The organism is Glycomyces tenuis DSM 44171 (assembly GCF_000427885.1).
Taxonomy (GTDB): Bacteria; Actinomycetota; Actinomycetes; order Mycobacteriales; family Micromonosporaceae; genus Glycomyces; species Glycomyces tenuis.
Genome location: NZ_ATYW01000022.1, coordinates 118,036 through 134,031, shown reverse-complemented (window position 1 = coordinate 134,031; position 15,996 = coordinate 118,036). Strand labels below are relative to the sequence as shown.

The following is a 15,996-nucleotide window of genomic DNA, read 5'->3' as shown; positions in this document are numbered from 1 at the left end:
GGGTCGACCAGGCCCGCACACGGCGCCGCGGGCCACGCGAGAGCGAGGCTCCCCGACCGGCACGTCGACGCGAAACGCCGCCCGCCGGGCGGTAGCTTCAGTTCGACGCGCAGCCGCGCCGCGAGGCGCCGCCGCCGAGCCGCGAACCGGCCCGGCGGCAGACGCCGAGCGGCCGCGGCCGACGACACCGGACTCCACCGCCGGACCGGGGTTTCCGGGCCCGGCGACGGGGAACCACTGGAGGGCGGCGACGGCCGCCATGGGAGCCGGGAAAGGCGCGGTCACCGTCTTCGGACGGCCGAGCCGATCCCGGCACGACGCGGATCGCTCCCACTCAAGTGGACGGTCGTCGCCGTTTCGTGCGGCCCGCCGACACGGCCCGCCCGTGGCGGCGGCACACGACACCGCAGACCCCGCCGAACCAGGCGGCGGCCCGCAATCGCCGACGCCGAACCGGGCCGCGGCCCCGCACGGGCCCCGCCCGAGCGGCGGAGCGCGAACACCGCCGAACCGACACAGCACATTTCCATAGTGCCCATCGCGTTCTGGAATCGTTTGATCGCGAGGGGTGTTCTCCTCAATCGAATCGGGGTAGGGTTTCGACATGGACAGGCGCATTTTCGGACTAGAGACCGAATACGGGGTCACTTGTACTTTTAGGGGACAGCGCCGCCTCTCCCCGGACGAGGTGGCCCGTTATCTCTTCAGGCGCGTGGTCAGCTGGGGGCGCTCCTCGAACGTCTTCCTCCGCAACGGCGCCCGCCTGTACCTGGACGTGGGCTCCCACCCCGAGTACGCCACCCCCGAATGCGACTCGGTCGAAGACCTCGTCAAGCACGACCGCGCCGGGGAGCGGATCCTCGAAGGCCTCATGATCGACGCCGAGAAGCGCCTCCACGACGAAGGCATCGCCGGCGACATCTACCTGTTCAAGAACAACACCGACTCCGCCGGCAACTCCTACGGCTGCCACGAGAACTACCTGGTCAGCCGCCACGGCGAATTCGGGCGCCTCGCCGAGGTCCTCATCCCGTTCCTGGTGACGCGCCAGCTCATCTGCGGCGCCGGAAAGGTCCTCCAGACCCCCAGAGGCGCGCGCTACTGCCTGTCCCAGCGCGCCGAGCACATCTGGGAGGGCGTCTCCTCGGCCACCACGCGCTCGAGGCCCATCATCAACACCCGCGACGAGCCGCACGCCGACGCCGAACGCTACCGGCGCCTCCACGTCATCGTCGGCGACTCCAACATCAACGAGATCACCACGATGCTCAAGCTCGGCTCGGCCGACCTCGTGCTGCGCATGATCGAGACCGGCGTGACGATGCGGGACCTCACCCTGGAGAACCCGATCCGGGCCATCCGCGAGATCAGCCACGACACCACCGGCAAGCGCCTGGTGCGCCTGGCCTCGGGCCGCGAGGCCTCCGCCCTGGACATCCAGCGCGAGTACCTCGAGAAGGCCATCGACTTCGTCGACCAGCGGGGCGCCGACGCGGTCACCAAGCGCGTCATCGAACTGTGGGGCCGCGTCCTCCAGGCCGTCGAGACCGGCGACCTCGAATCGGTGGCCCGCGAGATCGACTGGGTCGCCAAACTCAAACTCATCGAGCGCTACCGCGAGAAGCGCGGCCTGGCCCTGTCCAGCCCGCGCGTCGCCCAGCTCGACCTGGCCTACCACGACATCCGCCGCGGCCGCGGCCTGCACCACCTGATGGAGCAGCGCGGCGAGGCCGAGCGCCTCACCCACGACATCGAGGTCTTCGAGGCCAAAGAGGTCCCGCCGCAGACCACCAGGGCCCGCCTGCGCGGCGAGTTCATCCGCAAGGCCCAGGAGCGGCGCCGCGACTTCACCGTCGACTGGGTCCACCTGAAACTCAACGACCAGGCGCAGCGTACGGTGCTCTGCAAAGACCCGTTCCGCTCCCGCGACGAGCGAGTCGACAAGCTCATCGCCAGCATGTGAGGACACCCTTGAGTCACGAGGACTCCCAGCAGACCCCGGGCCGCGAACCCGCACGCCGCCGCTTCGACCCGGTCGAGGCCTACTACCGCAGGACCGAGCGGATCCGCGAGGAGATCGCCCGCAACCGCCGCGGCGAGTACACCGTGCCCACCTGGGTGCTCGCGCTCGCCCTGGCGGCCGTCATCGCCCTGTGGATCCTCGTCCTGTTCGTGCTCTGAGCGCGACTCGGCACCCGCCCCGATCAGCTCGGGGCGCTGCCCGGCCGCTTCGCCAGGAACGCGGCATGGCGGCCGGCCACGGCCTCGGCCACGAAGTACACCCGGTCGCTGTCCAGACCCCGGCCCATCGTCGACAGCCGCACCGGCAGCGCCTCCATCGCCTCGACCAGCCCGGAGGAGTCCACCCGCACCTGCCGGTGCCGCTCGGGCAGCTCGGCCAGCTGCGCGGCGATCCTGCCCTCCAGCTCGGCCGGCAGCTCGTCCGGCACTGGAACATCGGCCGAGGCCAGCGCGACCTTCCCGTAGGCCGTCATCGAATGGTGCGAGATCCCGCGGTGCCGCTCGCGCGCGTCGCCCTCGGAGATCCGCAGGGAAGCGACTGGCCTGCCGCCCAGGACCGCGGCGGCGTTGACCGCCTCCCCCGCGGCGGTGCCCGAGAAGCCCCACACCGTGCCCGTGCCGAGGTTCCCCGGCCCCTGCGCGACGACGGCGATGTCGGCGCCGCCGACGACCTTCGCGGCGATGAGCGCGTTGTGCACGTTCGTGGCCTCCAGGTCGCCGCCGAAGCACTGCCCGGCGGTGACGACCGTGCACAGCCGGTCGGAGAGCAGGTCGAGCTGGCGGGAGAACCACGCCGGTAGCGAGCCGCCGTCGGTCATGACGTAGGCGACCTTCGCGCCCGGGACGGTGGCGTGGACGCCCGCGAGGATCGGCGCGAGCGCCGAGTGCAGATCGGCGACCACCACCGGCATGCCTTCGAGGTCCTCGCACGCCTCGACCGCGGCCCGGTGGGGCGAGTCGTCCTCGTCGACGGCCAGACGCATCGCCTGCATCGGCGTGTAGCGGGCCTTGACGATGTGCCCCGGCCCGTCGACGTCGGCAGGCAGCCGCTCCGGCACGGCCACGACCAGCGCGTACCCGCCGGTCCCCAGGCCCTTCGCGATGGCGTTGCAGTTGAGCAGGACCCGGTCGCCCTCTTCAGGGACGCCGACGAGCTCGTCATAGGCCAGGCCCCGGCACGAGAACGCCTCCTCGCCCTCGCGGGCCTCGACGTCGACCTCGAACTCGGTGCAGCCGCTCCAGCCGCCGCGAACTGCGCGAACGGTACCGTATCGCCATCTGATCACGACCGGACAGTAGCAGAACCGCATTCGCGCCCGGCAGGCTCGACCGGCCTGCTCACGGCCCGAAGGCATCCGCCGGGAAGGGGCGGCCTGCGTGGCGGGCACTCACCCGAGGGCATAATCTTGGCGGGTGTCGAACGATCGCACTGAACGGTTGGTGAACCTGGTGTTGTGCCTGCTGTCGTCGCGGCGCTTCCAGACGGCGAGCAAGATCGCCAGGACCGTCCCCGGCTACGAGCACGACCCGGACGACAAGCGCGCCCACGAGGCGTTCCAGCGCAAGTTCGAGCGCGACAAGGCCGAGCTGCGCCGCATCGGCGTCCCCCTCCAGTCCGGCACCGACCCCTACTTCGACACCGAGCCCGGCTACCGCATCGCCAGATCCGACTTCGAACTGCCCCAGATCGAGTTCACCGACGCCGAGGCCGCCGCCGTCGCCGCCGCGGCCCGCCTCTGGCACCAGCCCGAGCTCCAGTCCGGCACCGCCCAGGCCCTGCGCAAGCTCCGCGCCGCGGGCATCGACGTCGAGTCCCACGCCGCCGCCTTCCCGGTCAAGGCCCTGCCCGGCACCGAGGCGGCGCTCTCGCCGCTGCTGGAGGCCATCGCCTCCCGCCGCGCGGTCGCCTTCGACTACCTCGGCTCCCGCGACGAGACCGCGCAGCGCCGCCGCCTCCAGCCGTGGGGCTGCGCCGCCTGGCGCGGCCGCTGGTACGTCGCCGGCCAGGACCTCGACAGGGACGCGCAGCGCTGCTTCAGGCTCACCCGCATCACCAGCCGGGTGCGCCTGGTCGGCCCCGAGGACGCCTACACCATCCCCGAGGACGTCGACGTGCTCGCCTTCGCCTCCGAAGCCGAAGCACAGCAGCCGCCCTCCCGCGCCAGGGTCCTCGTCCGCCCGCGCGCCGCCTGGGGCGTGCGCCGCCGCGCCGACCAGATCGGGCCCCGCCGCGCCGAAGGCGACGAGGTCTGCTTCTCGTACACCGACACCCCCGTCACCGCCTCCTGGCTCGCCTCCTTCGGCGCCGACGTCATCGTCCTCGAACCCCCCGAACTGGTCAAGGAGACCGTCGCGTGCCTCCAGAACCTCGCGGAGGCCCCCCGATGAGCGTCCGCCTGGCCAGACTGCTGAACCTGGTGCCCTACCTGGTCGCCCGCCCCGAAGGCGTGCCGATCCGCGAGCTCGCCGACGACTTCGGCGTCTCGATCGCGCAGGTGCGCGCCGACCTGACGCTGCTGTGGATGTGCGGCCTGCCCGGCTACGGGCCCGGCGACCTCATCGACATCGCCTTCGACGCCGACACCGTCCGCGTCAACTTCGCCGCCGGCATGGACCGGCCGGTGCGCCTGGCCGGCCACGAGGCGCTGGCTCTGTCGGTGGCCCTGCGGGTCCTGGCCGACACCCCCGGCGTCGGCGACCGCGCCGCGATCGCCTCGGCGCTCGACAAGCTCGCCGCGGCCGCCGGAGTGGAGGCCGCTGAGGTGCCCGTCCGCGACACCGTCGTCGAAAGCGACGTCGAGCGGTACGCGGCCTTGGTCGAATCCGGCAACGCCGCCCGCATCACCTACTACTCGGCCAGCCGCGACACCACCTCCGAACGGGTCATCGACCCCATCGAGGTCGTCGCCGCCGACGGCCACGCCTACCTGCGCGCCTGGTGCCGCACCGCGAACGAGGTCCGCCAGTTCCGGCTCGACCGCATCGACGCCTGCGCGCCCATCGACGAGCCCGCCCGGCCCCCGGCCGTCGCGGGCTCGGCGGGTCGCTCCCTGACCGGCGCCGCCGAGCCCGCCCCGACCGCGTTCCTGGAACGTGAGCTGCCGCTCATCGAGCTGCGCCTGAGCCCCGTCGGGCAGGCGATCACCGACTCCCACCCGTGCGAGGAGATCATCGGCGAGGCCGACGGCTACCGCAGGGTCAAGATGCGCGCCCGCGACCTGGAGTGGGCGCGGCGCTTCGTCCTCAGCCTCGGGGGAGAAGCCCAGGTCATCGCCCCTGCGGAGCTGCGCGAGTCCGTCAGGTCCGCCGCCCGGGCCGCCCTCGACCGCTACGGCGAGGCCGCTGGGGCCGACGGGCGCTGACGCCGCCCGGCGGCGAAGCGGGCCGATCGCTAGACTGTCGCCATGATCTGGGCGATATCGGGCGCTCTGGCGCTCGCCGGGCTCGTGCTCCTGGCGGTGGCCGCCGTGAAGCTGCTGAGCGGGGTCCGCGAACTCGACGTCGGCGTCAGCCGCCTCCAAGAACGGGCCTCGCAGGCGGGGGAGCTGCAAGAACGCCTGAACGCGACCATGGCCGAGGCCCAGCGCGTCGCGGAATCCATGCCCAAGAAGTGACGCTCCCCCCTCCTGGGAGCCACATTCTGATAAAGATCAGCGAACTCGAAGCCTCCTGTGTTGACGGAAGTGTCAACCGTCGGTCATGCTTGTCCGGCTCGCCAACATTGGAAACGGCTTGCACACCCATCTGCGGGCCTCCCGGCCCACCGGCCGATCGCCGTGCACCAGGCTCCGTGGCCGATGGCGATCGATGGGCATACGATGGTTAACGTCACTGACATACATCCGGAGGGACCGAACAATGGGCGCATTGAAACCCTGGCACATCATCGTTCTCGTCATTGTGATCCTGCTGCTGTTCGGCTCCAGGAAGCTTCCGGACATGGCCAGGGGTCTGGGCCGCTCCATGCGCATCCTCAAGTCCGAGACCGAGCAGATGAAGAAGGAAGGCTCGAACCCCGAGGCCGACGGTGACGACCGCGCCGAGCCCAGGCACTCGCGTGAGCCGCTCGAGCCGCCGCAGTCGGTCGATGAGACGGTCATCGACGGCGAGTCGGTGAATTCCGACCGCAAGAAGACGCGCTAGGCCGGACGCCGCCGCACACGAATATGGCTGTCAAACCCCGGCGCGAAGGCAAACGCAAGACCAAGTTCCAGCGCGCCGCCGACGGCTCCATGACCCTCATGGAGCACCTCCAGGACCTGCGGACCCGCCTGCTCATCGCGGTCCTGGTCATCCTGGCCGGCACCGCGATCGCCATGGTCTTCTCCAGGGACATCATCCACGTCCTGCAAGAACCCTACTGCGAAGCCGTCATCGTCGAGACTGACGACGGCGCGAACTGCGGCTTCACCCTGGAATCGCCCATTTCGCACATCGGGCTGTACCTGAAGGTCTCGCTCTACATGGCGCTGATCGGCACTTCACCGATCTGGCTCTACCAGCTGTGGGCGTTCATCGCCCCGGGCCTGCACCGCAACGAGCGCCGCTACGCCTACCTGTTCATCGGGATCGCCGCGCCACTGTTCCTGGCCGGTGCCGTGCTGGCTTACTTCGTGGTCAGCCACGGCATGCAGTTCATCATGATCCTCCAAGAAGAAGGCATTTCAATCGCCTTGAACTTGGAGTCGTACATCAACTTCTACATCTCCGTGATGTTGGTGTTCGGCATCGGCTTCGAGTTCCCGCTGATCCTGCTCATGCTGAATGTCATGGGCCTGGTCAGGGCCAAGCGCATGCGCGGCTGGTGGCGAATCGTGGTGTTCGTCAGCTTCCTGTTCACCGCGATCTTCACGCCCACGCCCGACCCGTTCGGCATGACCGCTCTCGCGGCGTGCATGCTCCTGCTGTACGGCGTGGCGCTCGTCATCGCGCACATGAACGACAAACGGCGCGGCTACCTCGACGAGGACGAGTGGTCCGACGACGAGGCCGGCGACATCGGCGAGGCGAGCGACGTGGGCGCCGCGACCGCGGTCGGCGTCGACGACGTCGACGACGACTCCCAGCCCGAGCGGCGCAACCGCCTGGGCCGCCGCGTCGACGGATTCGACGACATCACCTGATCCCCGCCAGGGGACGACGGATGCGCGGACAAGACGGGCCGGGGTCTCAGACTCCGGCCCGCACCAGTCTCAGGACCGCCTCGAGGCCCACGGTGCGCCCGGCCTCGGAGTGCGGCAGCAGGTAGCAGCGCGCCCCGATCCGGCCGGCGCCGGCGTCGGCTATCGAGTCGCCGACCATGAGCACCCTGGACGGCTCGACGTCGAGCGCGTGGCAGGCGGCGTAGAAGATCTTCTCGTCCGGTTTGCAGAAACCGACCTCGTAGGACAGGACCCACTCGTCGATGAACCGGTCGATGCCAAGGTGCCGCAGCACCGGGCGGGCGTCGAAGCCGATGTTGCTGACCAGCGCGATCGGGTAGCCCTGCGCCTTGAGCGCGACCAGCGTCGAGAGCGTGTCGGCGAAGGCCACCCACCCCTGCGGAGAGGCCAGCCGGTCGTACAGGGCCTCGGCGAGGCCCTCGAACACGCCGTGCGCCTGCGCGGCGAGCGCGGTGAACGCCTCGCGGTGGGACTCCTCGTCGAGATCGCGGTCGGCCCAGGCGTCGGCGAAATGCGGGCGCACCCGTGGCTCCATGCCCGAGCCCAGCCAGCCCTGCGCGCCGATCGCGTCGGCGAGTGCGGTGACGCTCAGCGGCGACAGGCTCCGCCCGCACGCCTCCGCGGCGAGGGACACCGATCGTGTCAGGGGTTCGAGCTGCGCCAACGTGCCGTGGAAATCGAACAGGACCGCTTCGATACTGCCACGGCCCCCCTCATCGTCGCCTGGTGAGGAATCCTGGTGCACAACCGGACGATACCTGGCCGTGTAGGCGTCGTCACAACCGGGTGAGCATCGGCGGCCCGCCCGGGGCATGCCGCTGCCGCTGTCACAGAAGGGCACTACCCTTGGGGACATGGTGTCTTCCACCGGCGACGTGCACTACGCCGACGACCGCTCCCCGGCCAGGCGCCACGCCGCCGCCAAGGCACGACGGACGTGGCCCGAACTGGCCTCCTTCGCGGAGGAGTACCCGTTCGACCTCGACGACTTCCAGATCCAGGCCTGCCGCGTCCTGGAGGACGGCCACGGCGTCCTGGTGTGCGCGCCCACCGGCGCCGGCAAGACCGTGGTGGGGGAGTTCGCCGTCCACCTCGCGCTCGCCGAGGACGCCAAATGCTTCTACACCACCCCGATCAAGGCGCTGTCGAACCAGAAGTTCAACGACCTGGTCGAGACGCACGGCGCCGAGAACGTCGGGCTCCTGACCGGCGACACCGTCATCAACGGCGAGGCCCCCATCGTGGTCATGACCACCGAGGTCCTGCGCAACATGATCTACGCCGGCTCTCCCACCCTCAAGGGACTGCGCTATGTGGTCATGGACGAGGTCCACTACCTCGCCGACCGCTTCCGCGGCGCGGTGTGGGAGGAGATCATCATCGAACTGCCCCAGCAGGTGCGGGTGGTGAGCCTGTCGGCGACGGTCTCCAACGCCGAGGAGTTCGGCGACTGGCTCAAGAGCGTGCGCGGCTCCACCGAGGTCGTCGTCTCCGAGACCCGCCCGGTGCCGCTGTGGCAGCACATGATGGTCGGCGGCGCCCTGCTCGACCTGTTCGAACCCGACGGCGACCACGTCTCCAAGGAACTGCTCAAGAAGGACGCCCGCGCCCGCGAGCGCTCCGAACGCGGCGGCGGCCGACGGCGCGGCAGGCCGCACGTCGACCGCGGCCGGGTCGTCGAGCGCCTCGACCGGGCCGCGCTGCTCCCGGCGATCTACTTCATCTTCTCCCGCGCCGGATGCGACGCCGCCGTCGACGAGTGCGTCCGCGCCGGCCTCCAGTTGACCGGCTCCGCCGAGCGGCAGCTCATCATCGACCACGCCACGGCCGCCACCGCCCACATCGACGCCCGCGACCTGGAGGCGGTCGGCTTCGAGCGGTGGCTCGACGGGCTCGCCGCCGGGATCGCCGCCCACCACGCGGGGCTGCTGCCGGTGTTCAAGGAGGTCGTCGAGAAGCTGTTCGAGCGCGGCCTGCTCAAGGCCGTGTTCGCCACCGAGACGCTCGCGCTGGGCATCAACATGCCCGCCCGCTCGGTCGTGCTCGAACGGCTCATCAAATACGACGGCTCCGACCACGTCATGCTCACCCCCGGCCAGTACACGCAGCTGACCGGCCGCGCCGGGCGGCGCGGCATCGACGTCGAGGGCCACGCGGTCACCGTCTGGGCCGAGGACGTGCGCCCCAAGGAGGTCGCCGGGCTCGCCTCGAAGCGCACCTACCCGCTGAACTCCTCGTTCGCGCCCTCCTACAACATGGCCGTCAACCTCATCGGCGCCGCCGGCGTCGACCGCGCCTCCGAGGTCCTGGCCTCCTCGTTCGCGCAGTTCCAGTCCGACACTGAGGCCGTCCACATCGCCGAGCAGGCCCGCGCCCTCGGCCGCAAGGCCGCCGAGTCGGCCGAGGCCGCCGCCTGCGACTTCGGCGACTTCCTGGAGTACTACGAGCTCACCCAGCGGCTCTCGCAGGCCGAGCGCGGCGCCCAGAAGCGCCGCAAGGGCGCCCGCCGCGACGCCGCCCGCACCACGCTGGGGGAGCTGCGCGGCGGCGACGTCGTGTGGATCACGCGCGGCAAGCACGCCGGATGGGCGGTGTTCCTGCGCCCCACCAGCCACCGCAAGGCCGGGCACGATCCGCGCTGGGCCGTGGTCACCGCCGACGCCTGGACCGGGAGCCTGGACACCTCCGCGTTCGACGGCGGCGTCGAGGTCGCCACCCGCATCCGCATCCCCAAGCACTTCAACCGCAAGGACGCCAGGGAGCGGGCCGACATGGCCTCGAGGCTGCGCGAGGCCACCCGCGACATGCCGAGGCCCGTGCGGCGCGGCGGGGCCCCGGAGACCCCCGAGATCGCGAAGCTGCGCGAGGAGGCCAAGGCGCACCCGTGCCGCTCGTGCCCCGACGCCCACCAGCACACCGTGCACGCCTCCCGGTGGATGCGCCTGCACCGCGAGGAGGAGCAGCTGAGGCGCCGCGCCGGCCGACGCGAGCACTCCCTGGCCCGCCAGTTCGCCGCCGTCCGCGAAGTCCTCACCGAGTTCGGCTACCTCGACGGCGAGACCGTCACCGAATCGGGCCGGCTGCTGCGGAACCTGTTCGTGGAGACCGATCTGCTCGTCGCCCAGTGCCTGCGGGACGGGATCTGGGAGGGCCTGGACGCGCCCGCGCTGGCGGCGATCGCCTCCACGGTCATCTACGACTCCCGCTTCGAGGAGGACGAGTTCTTCGTGGCCGTGCCCGGCCCGATCAGCGAGCCCGTGGCGAAGACCGGCCGTCGCTGGGAGGCCATCAGGCGCGCCGAGAACCAGCGCGGCCTGTCGCTGACGGCGAAGCCGCAGCTGGGCCTGGCCTGGCCGATCTACCGCTGGACCAGGGGCGAGGAGCTGTCCAAGGCCCTGGCCGCCTCCGACGGGCCGTGGCCGATGCCCGGCGGCGACTTCGTGCGCTGGGCGCGGCGCACCGCCGACCTGCTGCACCAGATGGGCACGGCCGCGCGTCAGATCGGCACCGACTCCTCGCACAAGCTGGCCGACGCCGCGTTCGAGGCGGTCGACGCCATCAGGCGCGGCGTCGTCGCCGACATCTGAGCCGGACGGGCTACGGCACCCGGTCCTGCCACGCCAGGGCCTCGCCCAAGCGGCGCATCGCCGAGGCGATGCCCCACTCGGCCGTCAGCGCCTCGACCGCGGCCGCGTCGGCCGGTCCGGCCGGGAGGCCCGAGTCGATCAGCGGCAGCTCGACGTCGGCGGCGACCGTGGAGACCTTCAGGGCCCGCTCCAGGTAGTCGGCGGCGTCGAGGATCGCCTGCCGCTGGCGGGCCGGCAGCTCCGAGCCGTCCTCCAGGGCGGCGGCGCGGATGCCGCTGATGCCGCCGTAGGTGTTCACGAGGCTGATCGCCGTCTTCGCGCCGATGCCCTTGACGCCGGGCAAGCCGTCCGAAGGGTCGCCGCGCAGCACCGCGAAGTCCACGTAGTGGTCGGGGGCGACGCCGAACTTCGTCGCCACCGCCTCGCCGCCGAACAATTCCGCCTTGGATATCCCGCGAGCGAGGTATACGACTTTGCGGTCCCGCTCGTCGTCGACGAGTTGGAACAGATCCCGGTCACCGGTCACCACCAGCACCGGCTCGGCCGTGCGGGCGGCCAGCGTCGCGATCACGTCGTCGGCCTCGAACTCCGGGTGGACCGCCGTGGCCAAGCCCAGCGCCGGCAGCAGCGCCTCGATCGCCGCCACCTGCGCGTCCAGCCCCTCCGGCGTGTCCTCCGAGCCGTCCTCGCGAGCCCTGGCCGCCTTGTAGCCGCCGATCAGGTCCGTGCGCCACTCGGGCCGCCAATTGCCCTCCAGGCAGCACACCAGCTCAGTGGGGGAGAATCGCCTGACCAGCGTGGACAGGCCGTCGAAGAAGCCGCGCACCGCCCCCGAGCGCGCCCCGCCGGGCGACTTGATCGAAGAAGGCAGTCCGTAATACGCCCGATACCAAAGGGACGCGGCGTCGATGAGCATCAGCATCCACACACTGTCTCACGGCCCTGCGACGATGAACGCGAACACCGTTTCGCGTCGCCCCACAATGCGAAACCTGCCACAATTCCGGTCAGGTGGCACAACCATGGAAGTACCTGCCCTGGAAGATCGGCACCCGTCCACAACACATATGAAGGAGCATCCTGGTGAACACCATTGCTCGCAGCGCCGCCGCGGCCCTGGCCCTGATCGGGACCGGCCTCGCCGCCGCATGCTCGTCCGGCACCGGCGGCGGTGGCGGCGAGAACGACGACACCCTCACCGTCTGCACGAACGTCCCGTTCGAACCGTTCGAGTTCCGCGACGACGAGGGGAACGTCGTCGGCTTCGACATCGACCTGATGAACCTGCTCGCCGAGCGCCTCGACCAGACCGTCGAGGTCGTCGAGATCGACTTCGACTCGATCCAGTCCGGTTCCGCGCTCAACGCCGGCACCTGCGACATCGCCGCCGCCGGCATCTCCATCACGCCCGAACGCGAGGAAGCCCTCGGCCTGTCCCAGCCCTACTTCCGCGCCGACCAGGCCTTCGTGACCGTCGCCGGCTCCGGCGTCGCCAGCCTCGACGACCTCGACGGCGCCACCGTCGCCGTCCAGTCGGCCACCACCGGCGAGGCCTACGCCGACTCCATCAAGGACCAGTACGGCTTCGAGGTCAAGTCCTTCGAGACCATGGGCGACATCGTCTCGTCCCTGACCTCCGGCGCCGCCCAGGCCTCCATCGCCGACCTCGCCACCTGGACCGAGATGATCAAGGTCGCCGACAACCTCGAGCTCACCGAGTCCATCGAGACCGACGAGTACTACGGCTTCGCCGTCCAGAAGGACGACACCGAACTGCTCGACGAGGTCAACGCCATGATCGACGAGGCCTTCGCCGACGACACCTACGCCGAGCTCTACGAGAAGTGGTTCCACGAGCCCTACACCGAAGGCGACATCGAGTAGTGGCCGCCACCGAACGCAGCGGGATGACGGTGCGCCAGAAGCGCCGTCTCTCCCGCGCCGTCCAGTACGCCGTCGCCATCGCCGTCGTCGCCCTCGTCGCGGCGCTGGCCGACTGGGGCCGCATCGCCGACTCCTTCCTCCGGCTCGACATCGCCGCCGACATGTTCCCCGAAGTGTGGGCCTCCTTCGGCAACACCATCGCCTACACGCTCCTCGCGTTCGTGTTCGGCATGATCGTCGGCGTCCTCATCGCGCTCATGCGCGTCTCCGGCTTCGGCCCCTACCGGTGGTTCGCCGCCGTATACGTCGAGATCTTCCGCGGCCTGCCCGCCCTGCTCGTGCTGTTCCTGGTCGGCTTCGCCGTCCCGCAGGCGTTCCCCGGCATCACCTGGCCCGGCGGCGTCTACGGGCAGGTCGCCATCGGCCTCGGCCTGACCTCCTCGGCCTACATCGCCGAGAGCGTCCGCGCCGGCATCCAGGCCGTACCGCGCGGCCAGGTCGAGGCCGCCAGGTCCCTCGGCATGAGCCACACCCGCACCATGGTCAGCGTCGTGCTCCCGCAGGCGCTGCGCATCGTCATCCCGCCCCTGACCAATGAACTGGTCATGCTCACCAAGGACTCCTCCCTGGTGTACGTCCTGGGCGTCACCGCCTCCACCATGGAGCTGACGAAGTTCGCCCGCTCCGAGCTGACCGACACCGCCAACGCCACCCCGCTGCTCGTCGGCGGCCTGCTCTATCTGCTGCTGACCGTGCCGCTCTCGGCACTGGCCCGCCGCCTCGAGAACAAGGGGGACCACCGTTGAGCAACCGTCTCGTGACCATCAGCGGACTCCACAAGCGCTTCGGCGACAACGAAGTCCTGCGCGGCATCGACCTCGACATCGACGAAGGCGAAGTGGTGTGCCTCATCGGGCCCTCCGGCTCGGGCAAGTCCACGCTCCTGCGCTGCGTCAACCTGCTCGAGGAGCCCACCGCCGGCACCGTCCACGCCGCCGGGCACGACATGACCCACCCCGACGTCGACCTCGACGCCGCCAGGCGCGACATCGGCATGGTCTTCCAGCAGTTCAACCTCTTCAGCCACCTGTCCATCCTCGACAACATCGCCATCGCGCAGCGGCGCGTCCTCGGCCGCCCCAAGGCCGAGGCCGAAGCCGAGGCGCGCCGCCTGCTGGCCCAGGTCGGCGTCGAAGGCAAGGAGCGGGCCAGGCCCTCGCAGCTGTCGGGCGGGCAGCAGCAGCGCGTCGCCATCGCCCGCGCCCTGGCCATGGGCCCGGCCCTGATGCTGTTCGACGAACCGACCTCCGCGCTCGACCCCGAACTGGTCGGCGAGGTCCTGTCGGTCATGAAGGGCCTGGCCGCCGACGGCATGACGATGCTCGTGGTCACCCACGAGATGAGCTTCGCCCGCGAGGTCGCCGACCGCGTCGTCTTCCTCGACGGCGGCGTCATCGTCGAGCAGGGCCCGCCCGCCCAGATGCTCTCCGAACCCAAGACCGAACGCGCCCAGGGCTTCCTCCACCGCGTGCTGCACCCGGTCGACTGAGACACTGGGAGGCATGAGTCTCCTGACCACATTGTGGCGCGGCGGTCGCGTCCTGAGCCCGACCAGCCCGGACGCGACCGCGGTGCTCGTCGAGGGCGCCCGGATCGCCTGGGTCGGCCCCGACGCCGAAGCCCCCCGCGCCGACGAGACCGTCGACCTCGACGGGGCCCTGGTGACCCCGGCCTTCGTCGACTCCCACGTCCACCTCACCGGCACCGGCTCGTCCCTGGTCGGCCTCCACCTGGCCGGGCTCGGCTCGGCCCGGGCGGTGCTCGACAAGGTCGCGAGCTTCGCGGCCTCGCTCCCGCCCGACGCGATCGTCCTCGCCGGCGGCTGGGACGAGACCGCCTGGGACGATCCGACCCCGCCCACCGGCGAGGAGGTCGAGCGCGCCGCCGGAGGGCGGCTCGCCTACCTCTCGCGCGCCTGCGGGCACGTCGGCATCGCCGGGCCCCGCGTGCTCGACGCCTACCCCGAGCTCTACACCCTCGACCACGCCGTCGGCGACGGCCCGCTCAAGCGCATGGCCCACCGCGCCGCCCGCGGCTACCTGGCCGCGGCCGCCCCTGTGAGCCAGCGCCTCGCCCTCGCCCAGGCCGCCCTGGACCGCGCCGCGAGCCTGGGCATCGCCGCCGTCGTCGAGCACACCGTCCCCGTCGCCTCCGACTCCCGCACCGAAGCCGAGTTCACCGGCCTGATCGAGCTCGGCTCCCGGCCGGGCAACCCCGCCGTCCACGGCTGGTGGGGCGAGCTGTGCGCCGCCGAACGGGCCCGCGACCTCGGCGCCCACGGCTGCGGCGGCGACCTGTCCGCCGACGGCTCCCTCGGCGCCCGCACCGCCTACCTCAGCGGCCCCTACCGCGACGACGAGTCCACCCGCGGCACCCCGTACCTCACCGCCGACCAGGTCCGCGACCACCTCGCCGACTGCCACCGCGTCGGCCTGAGCGCCGCGTTCCACGCCATCGGCGACGCCGCCATCGCCACCGTCCTCGACGGCCTCGACCTCGCCGAGCGGACCGTCGGCATCGATGAGATCCGCCACGCCCGCCACCGCATCGAGCACGCCGAACTGCTCGACGCCGCCATGATCGCCCGCATGGTCCACCACGGCGTCCACGCCTCCGTCCAGCCCGCCTTCGACGCCGCCTGGGGCGGGCCCGACGGCATGTACAACGCCCGCCTCGGCCGCGAGGCCGCCCTGGCGGCCAACCCCTTCGCCCGCCTGTCCGGCGTCGGCGTGCCCCTCGCGTTCGGCTCCGACGCGCCGGTGACCCCGCTCGACCCCTGGGGCGGCGTCAGAGCCGCCGTGCACCACCACAACCCCGCCATGCGGCTGGCACCCACCACGGCGTTCACCGCCGCCACCAGAGGCGGCTGGCGAGCCCTGGGCGTCGACGACGCCGGAGCGCTCAGCCCCGGCATGAGCGCCGACTTCGCCGTGTGGGACCGCACGGACCCGGGCCTGCCCGATCTGGGCGACCCCGAGGCGCCCGATCCGCAGTGCGACATGACCGTCGCCGCAGGACACCTGATCTACCGACGCGGCTGACCAGCGCCGACGAGACCGCCTCCGCGAATGCGAGAAAAAATACTCGATCAATATTCCGACCCGGTTGACGCCAGCGGCACTGATTGGCTTACGGTGGTCTGGTCCTCGGCGAACGACCCGAGAGGGAAGCTCGCCGAACGTCGGGGGCGACTCGACTTGCTTTGCTCCCACGCAGACTGGACAAGACGGCAACGCGGCCGCATTGCCGTCGGCGGCCAGGTCCAGATCGCGGGGGTCGGC

General features: G+C 71.1%; 15 protein-coding genes. 12 read left to right on the top strand and 3 right to left on the bottom strand.

Features of this window, described 5'->3' with window-relative positions; translation table 11 throughout:
• Nucleotides 1–604: 604 nt before the first annotated feature.
• Both pafA and YWW_RS32100 read left to right on the top strand, forming a co-directional pair.
• Nucleotides 605–1,963, top strand: a complete 1,359-nt coding sequence (gene pafA, locus YWW_RS0121300; RefSeq protein ID WP_026931696.1) for a Pup--protein ligase — start codon at nucleotides 605–607, stop codon at nucleotides 1,961–1,963.
• Between the two features lie 8 nt (nucleotides 1,964–1,971).
• Nucleotides 1,972–2,181 (top strand): hypothetical protein, encoded by a 210-nt coding sequence (locus YWW_RS32100; protein ID WP_035699637.1) that lies wholly within the window; start codon nucleotides 1,972–1,974, stop codon nucleotides 2,179–2,181.
• 23 nt (nucleotides 2,182–2,204) lie between these two features.
• Here the strand turns inward: YWW_RS32100 and YWW_RS0121290 are convergent, their stop codons facing one another.
• Complete coding sequence (locus YWW_RS0121290; RefSeq protein ID WP_026931695.1) at nucleotides 2,205–3,308, bottom strand: DUF3866 family protein; 1,104 nt, start codon at nucleotides 3,306–3,308, stop codon at nucleotides 2,205–2,207.
• Between the two features lie 127 nt (nucleotides 3,309–3,435).
• Between YWW_RS0121290 and YWW_RS0121285 the strand changes: the two genes are divergently transcribed.
• The 5 genes from YWW_RS0121285 to tatC all read left to right on the top strand — a co-directional run bounded on the left by YWW_RS0121285 (nucleotide 3,436) and on the right by tatC (nucleotide 7,145).
• Entirely contained in the window at nucleotides 3,436–4,410 is a 975-nt protein-coding gene (locus YWW_RS0121285; protein ID WP_026931694.1) for a helix-turn-helix transcriptional regulator, read from the top strand.
• The gene (locus tag YWW_RS0121280) at nucleotides 4,407–5,384 is read left to right on the top strand and encodes a helix-turn-helix transcriptional regulator (protein WP_026931693.1); all 978 of its coding nucleotides are present in this window, start codon (nucleotides 4,407–4,409) and stop codon (nucleotides 5,382–5,384) included. Before YWW_RS0121285 ends, YWW_RS0121280 begins: the two co-directional genes overlap by 4 nt.
• 42 nt (nucleotides 5,385–5,426) lie before the next feature.
• On the top strand, nucleotides 5,427–5,636 hold the full coding sequence (locus YWW_RS0121275; protein WP_026931692.1) for a hypothetical protein: 210 nt from the start codon (nucleotides 5,427–5,429) through the stop codon (nucleotides 5,634–5,636).
• Nucleotides 5,637–5,880: 244 nt separating this feature from the next.
• The gene (tatA, locus tag YWW_RS32095; protein WP_035699639.1) at nucleotides 5,881–6,165 is read left to right on the top strand and encodes a Sec-independent protein translocase subunit TatA; all 285 of its coding nucleotides are present in this window, start codon (nucleotides 5,881–5,883) and stop codon (nucleotides 6,163–6,165) included.
• A gap of 23 nt (nucleotides 6,166–6,188) precedes the next feature.
• Nucleotides 6,189–7,145, top strand: a complete 957-nt coding sequence (tatC, locus tag YWW_RS0121265; RefSeq protein WP_026931691.1) for a twin-arginine translocase subunit TatC — start codon at nucleotides 6,189–6,191, stop codon at nucleotides 7,143–7,145.
• Nucleotides 7,146–7,191: 46 nt separating this feature from the next.
• On the opposite strand, the gene YWW_RS0121260 is transcribed toward tatC, so the two are convergent.
• Complete coding sequence (locus YWW_RS0121260; RefSeq protein WP_026931690.1) at nucleotides 7,192–7,881, bottom strand: HAD family hydrolase; 690 nt, start codon at nucleotides 7,879–7,881, stop codon at nucleotides 7,192–7,194.
• Nucleotides 7,882–8,038: 157 nt separating this feature from the next.
• On the opposite strand from YWW_RS0121260, the gene YWW_RS0121255 reads away from it, so the two are divergent.
• Nucleotides 8,039–10,771, top strand: coding sequence for a DEAD/DEAH box helicase (locus YWW_RS0121255; RefSeq protein WP_051326139.1), 2,733 nt, complete (start codon nucleotides 8,039–8,041; stop codon nucleotides 10,769–10,771).
• Between the two features lie 10 nt (nucleotides 10,772–10,781).
• On the opposite strand, the gene YWW_RS0121250 is transcribed toward YWW_RS0121255, so the two are convergent.
• Nucleotides 10,782–11,693, bottom strand: coding sequence for a 5'-3' exonuclease (locus YWW_RS0121250; protein ID WP_026931688.1), 912 nt, complete (start codon nucleotides 11,691–11,693; stop codon nucleotides 10,782–10,784).
• Between the two features lie 161 nt (nucleotides 11,694–11,854).
• On the opposite strand from YWW_RS0121250, the gene YWW_RS0121245 reads away from it, so the two are divergent.
• Genes YWW_RS0121245 through YWW_RS0121230 form a run of 4 tightly spaced genes read left to right on the top strand, consistent with a single transcriptional unit; the run spans nucleotide 11,855 to nucleotide 15,756 of the window.
• Complete coding sequence (locus tag YWW_RS0121245) at nucleotides 11,855–12,655, top strand: transporter substrate-binding domain-containing protein (RefSeq protein ID WP_051326138.1); 801 nt, start codon at nucleotides 11,855–11,857, stop codon at nucleotides 12,653–12,655.
• 23 nt (nucleotides 12,656–12,678) lie between these two features.
• Nucleotides 12,679–13,461 carry an ABC transporter permease subunit gene (locus tag YWW_RS0121240; RefSeq protein ID WP_051326155.1) on the top strand — a complete coding sequence of 261 codons (783 nt, stop codon included), beginning with the start codon at nucleotides 12,679–12,681 and terminating at the stop codon, nucleotides 13,459–13,461.
• Nucleotides 13,458–14,204: an amino acid ABC transporter ATP-binding protein gene (locus YWW_RS0121235; RefSeq protein WP_026931685.1), complete on the top strand. Its 747-nt coding sequence runs from the start codon at nucleotides 13,458–13,460 to the stop codon at nucleotides 14,202–14,204. The genes YWW_RS0121240 and YWW_RS0121235 overlap by 4 nt, the downstream gene beginning before the upstream one ends.
• 13 nt (nucleotides 14,205–14,217) lie before the next feature.
• A complete protein-coding gene (locus tag YWW_RS0121230; protein WP_026931684.1) occupies nucleotides 14,218–15,756 on the top strand; it encodes an amidohydrolase in 1,539 nt (512 codons plus the stop codon).
• Nucleotides 15,757–15,996 lie beyond the last annotated feature (240 nt).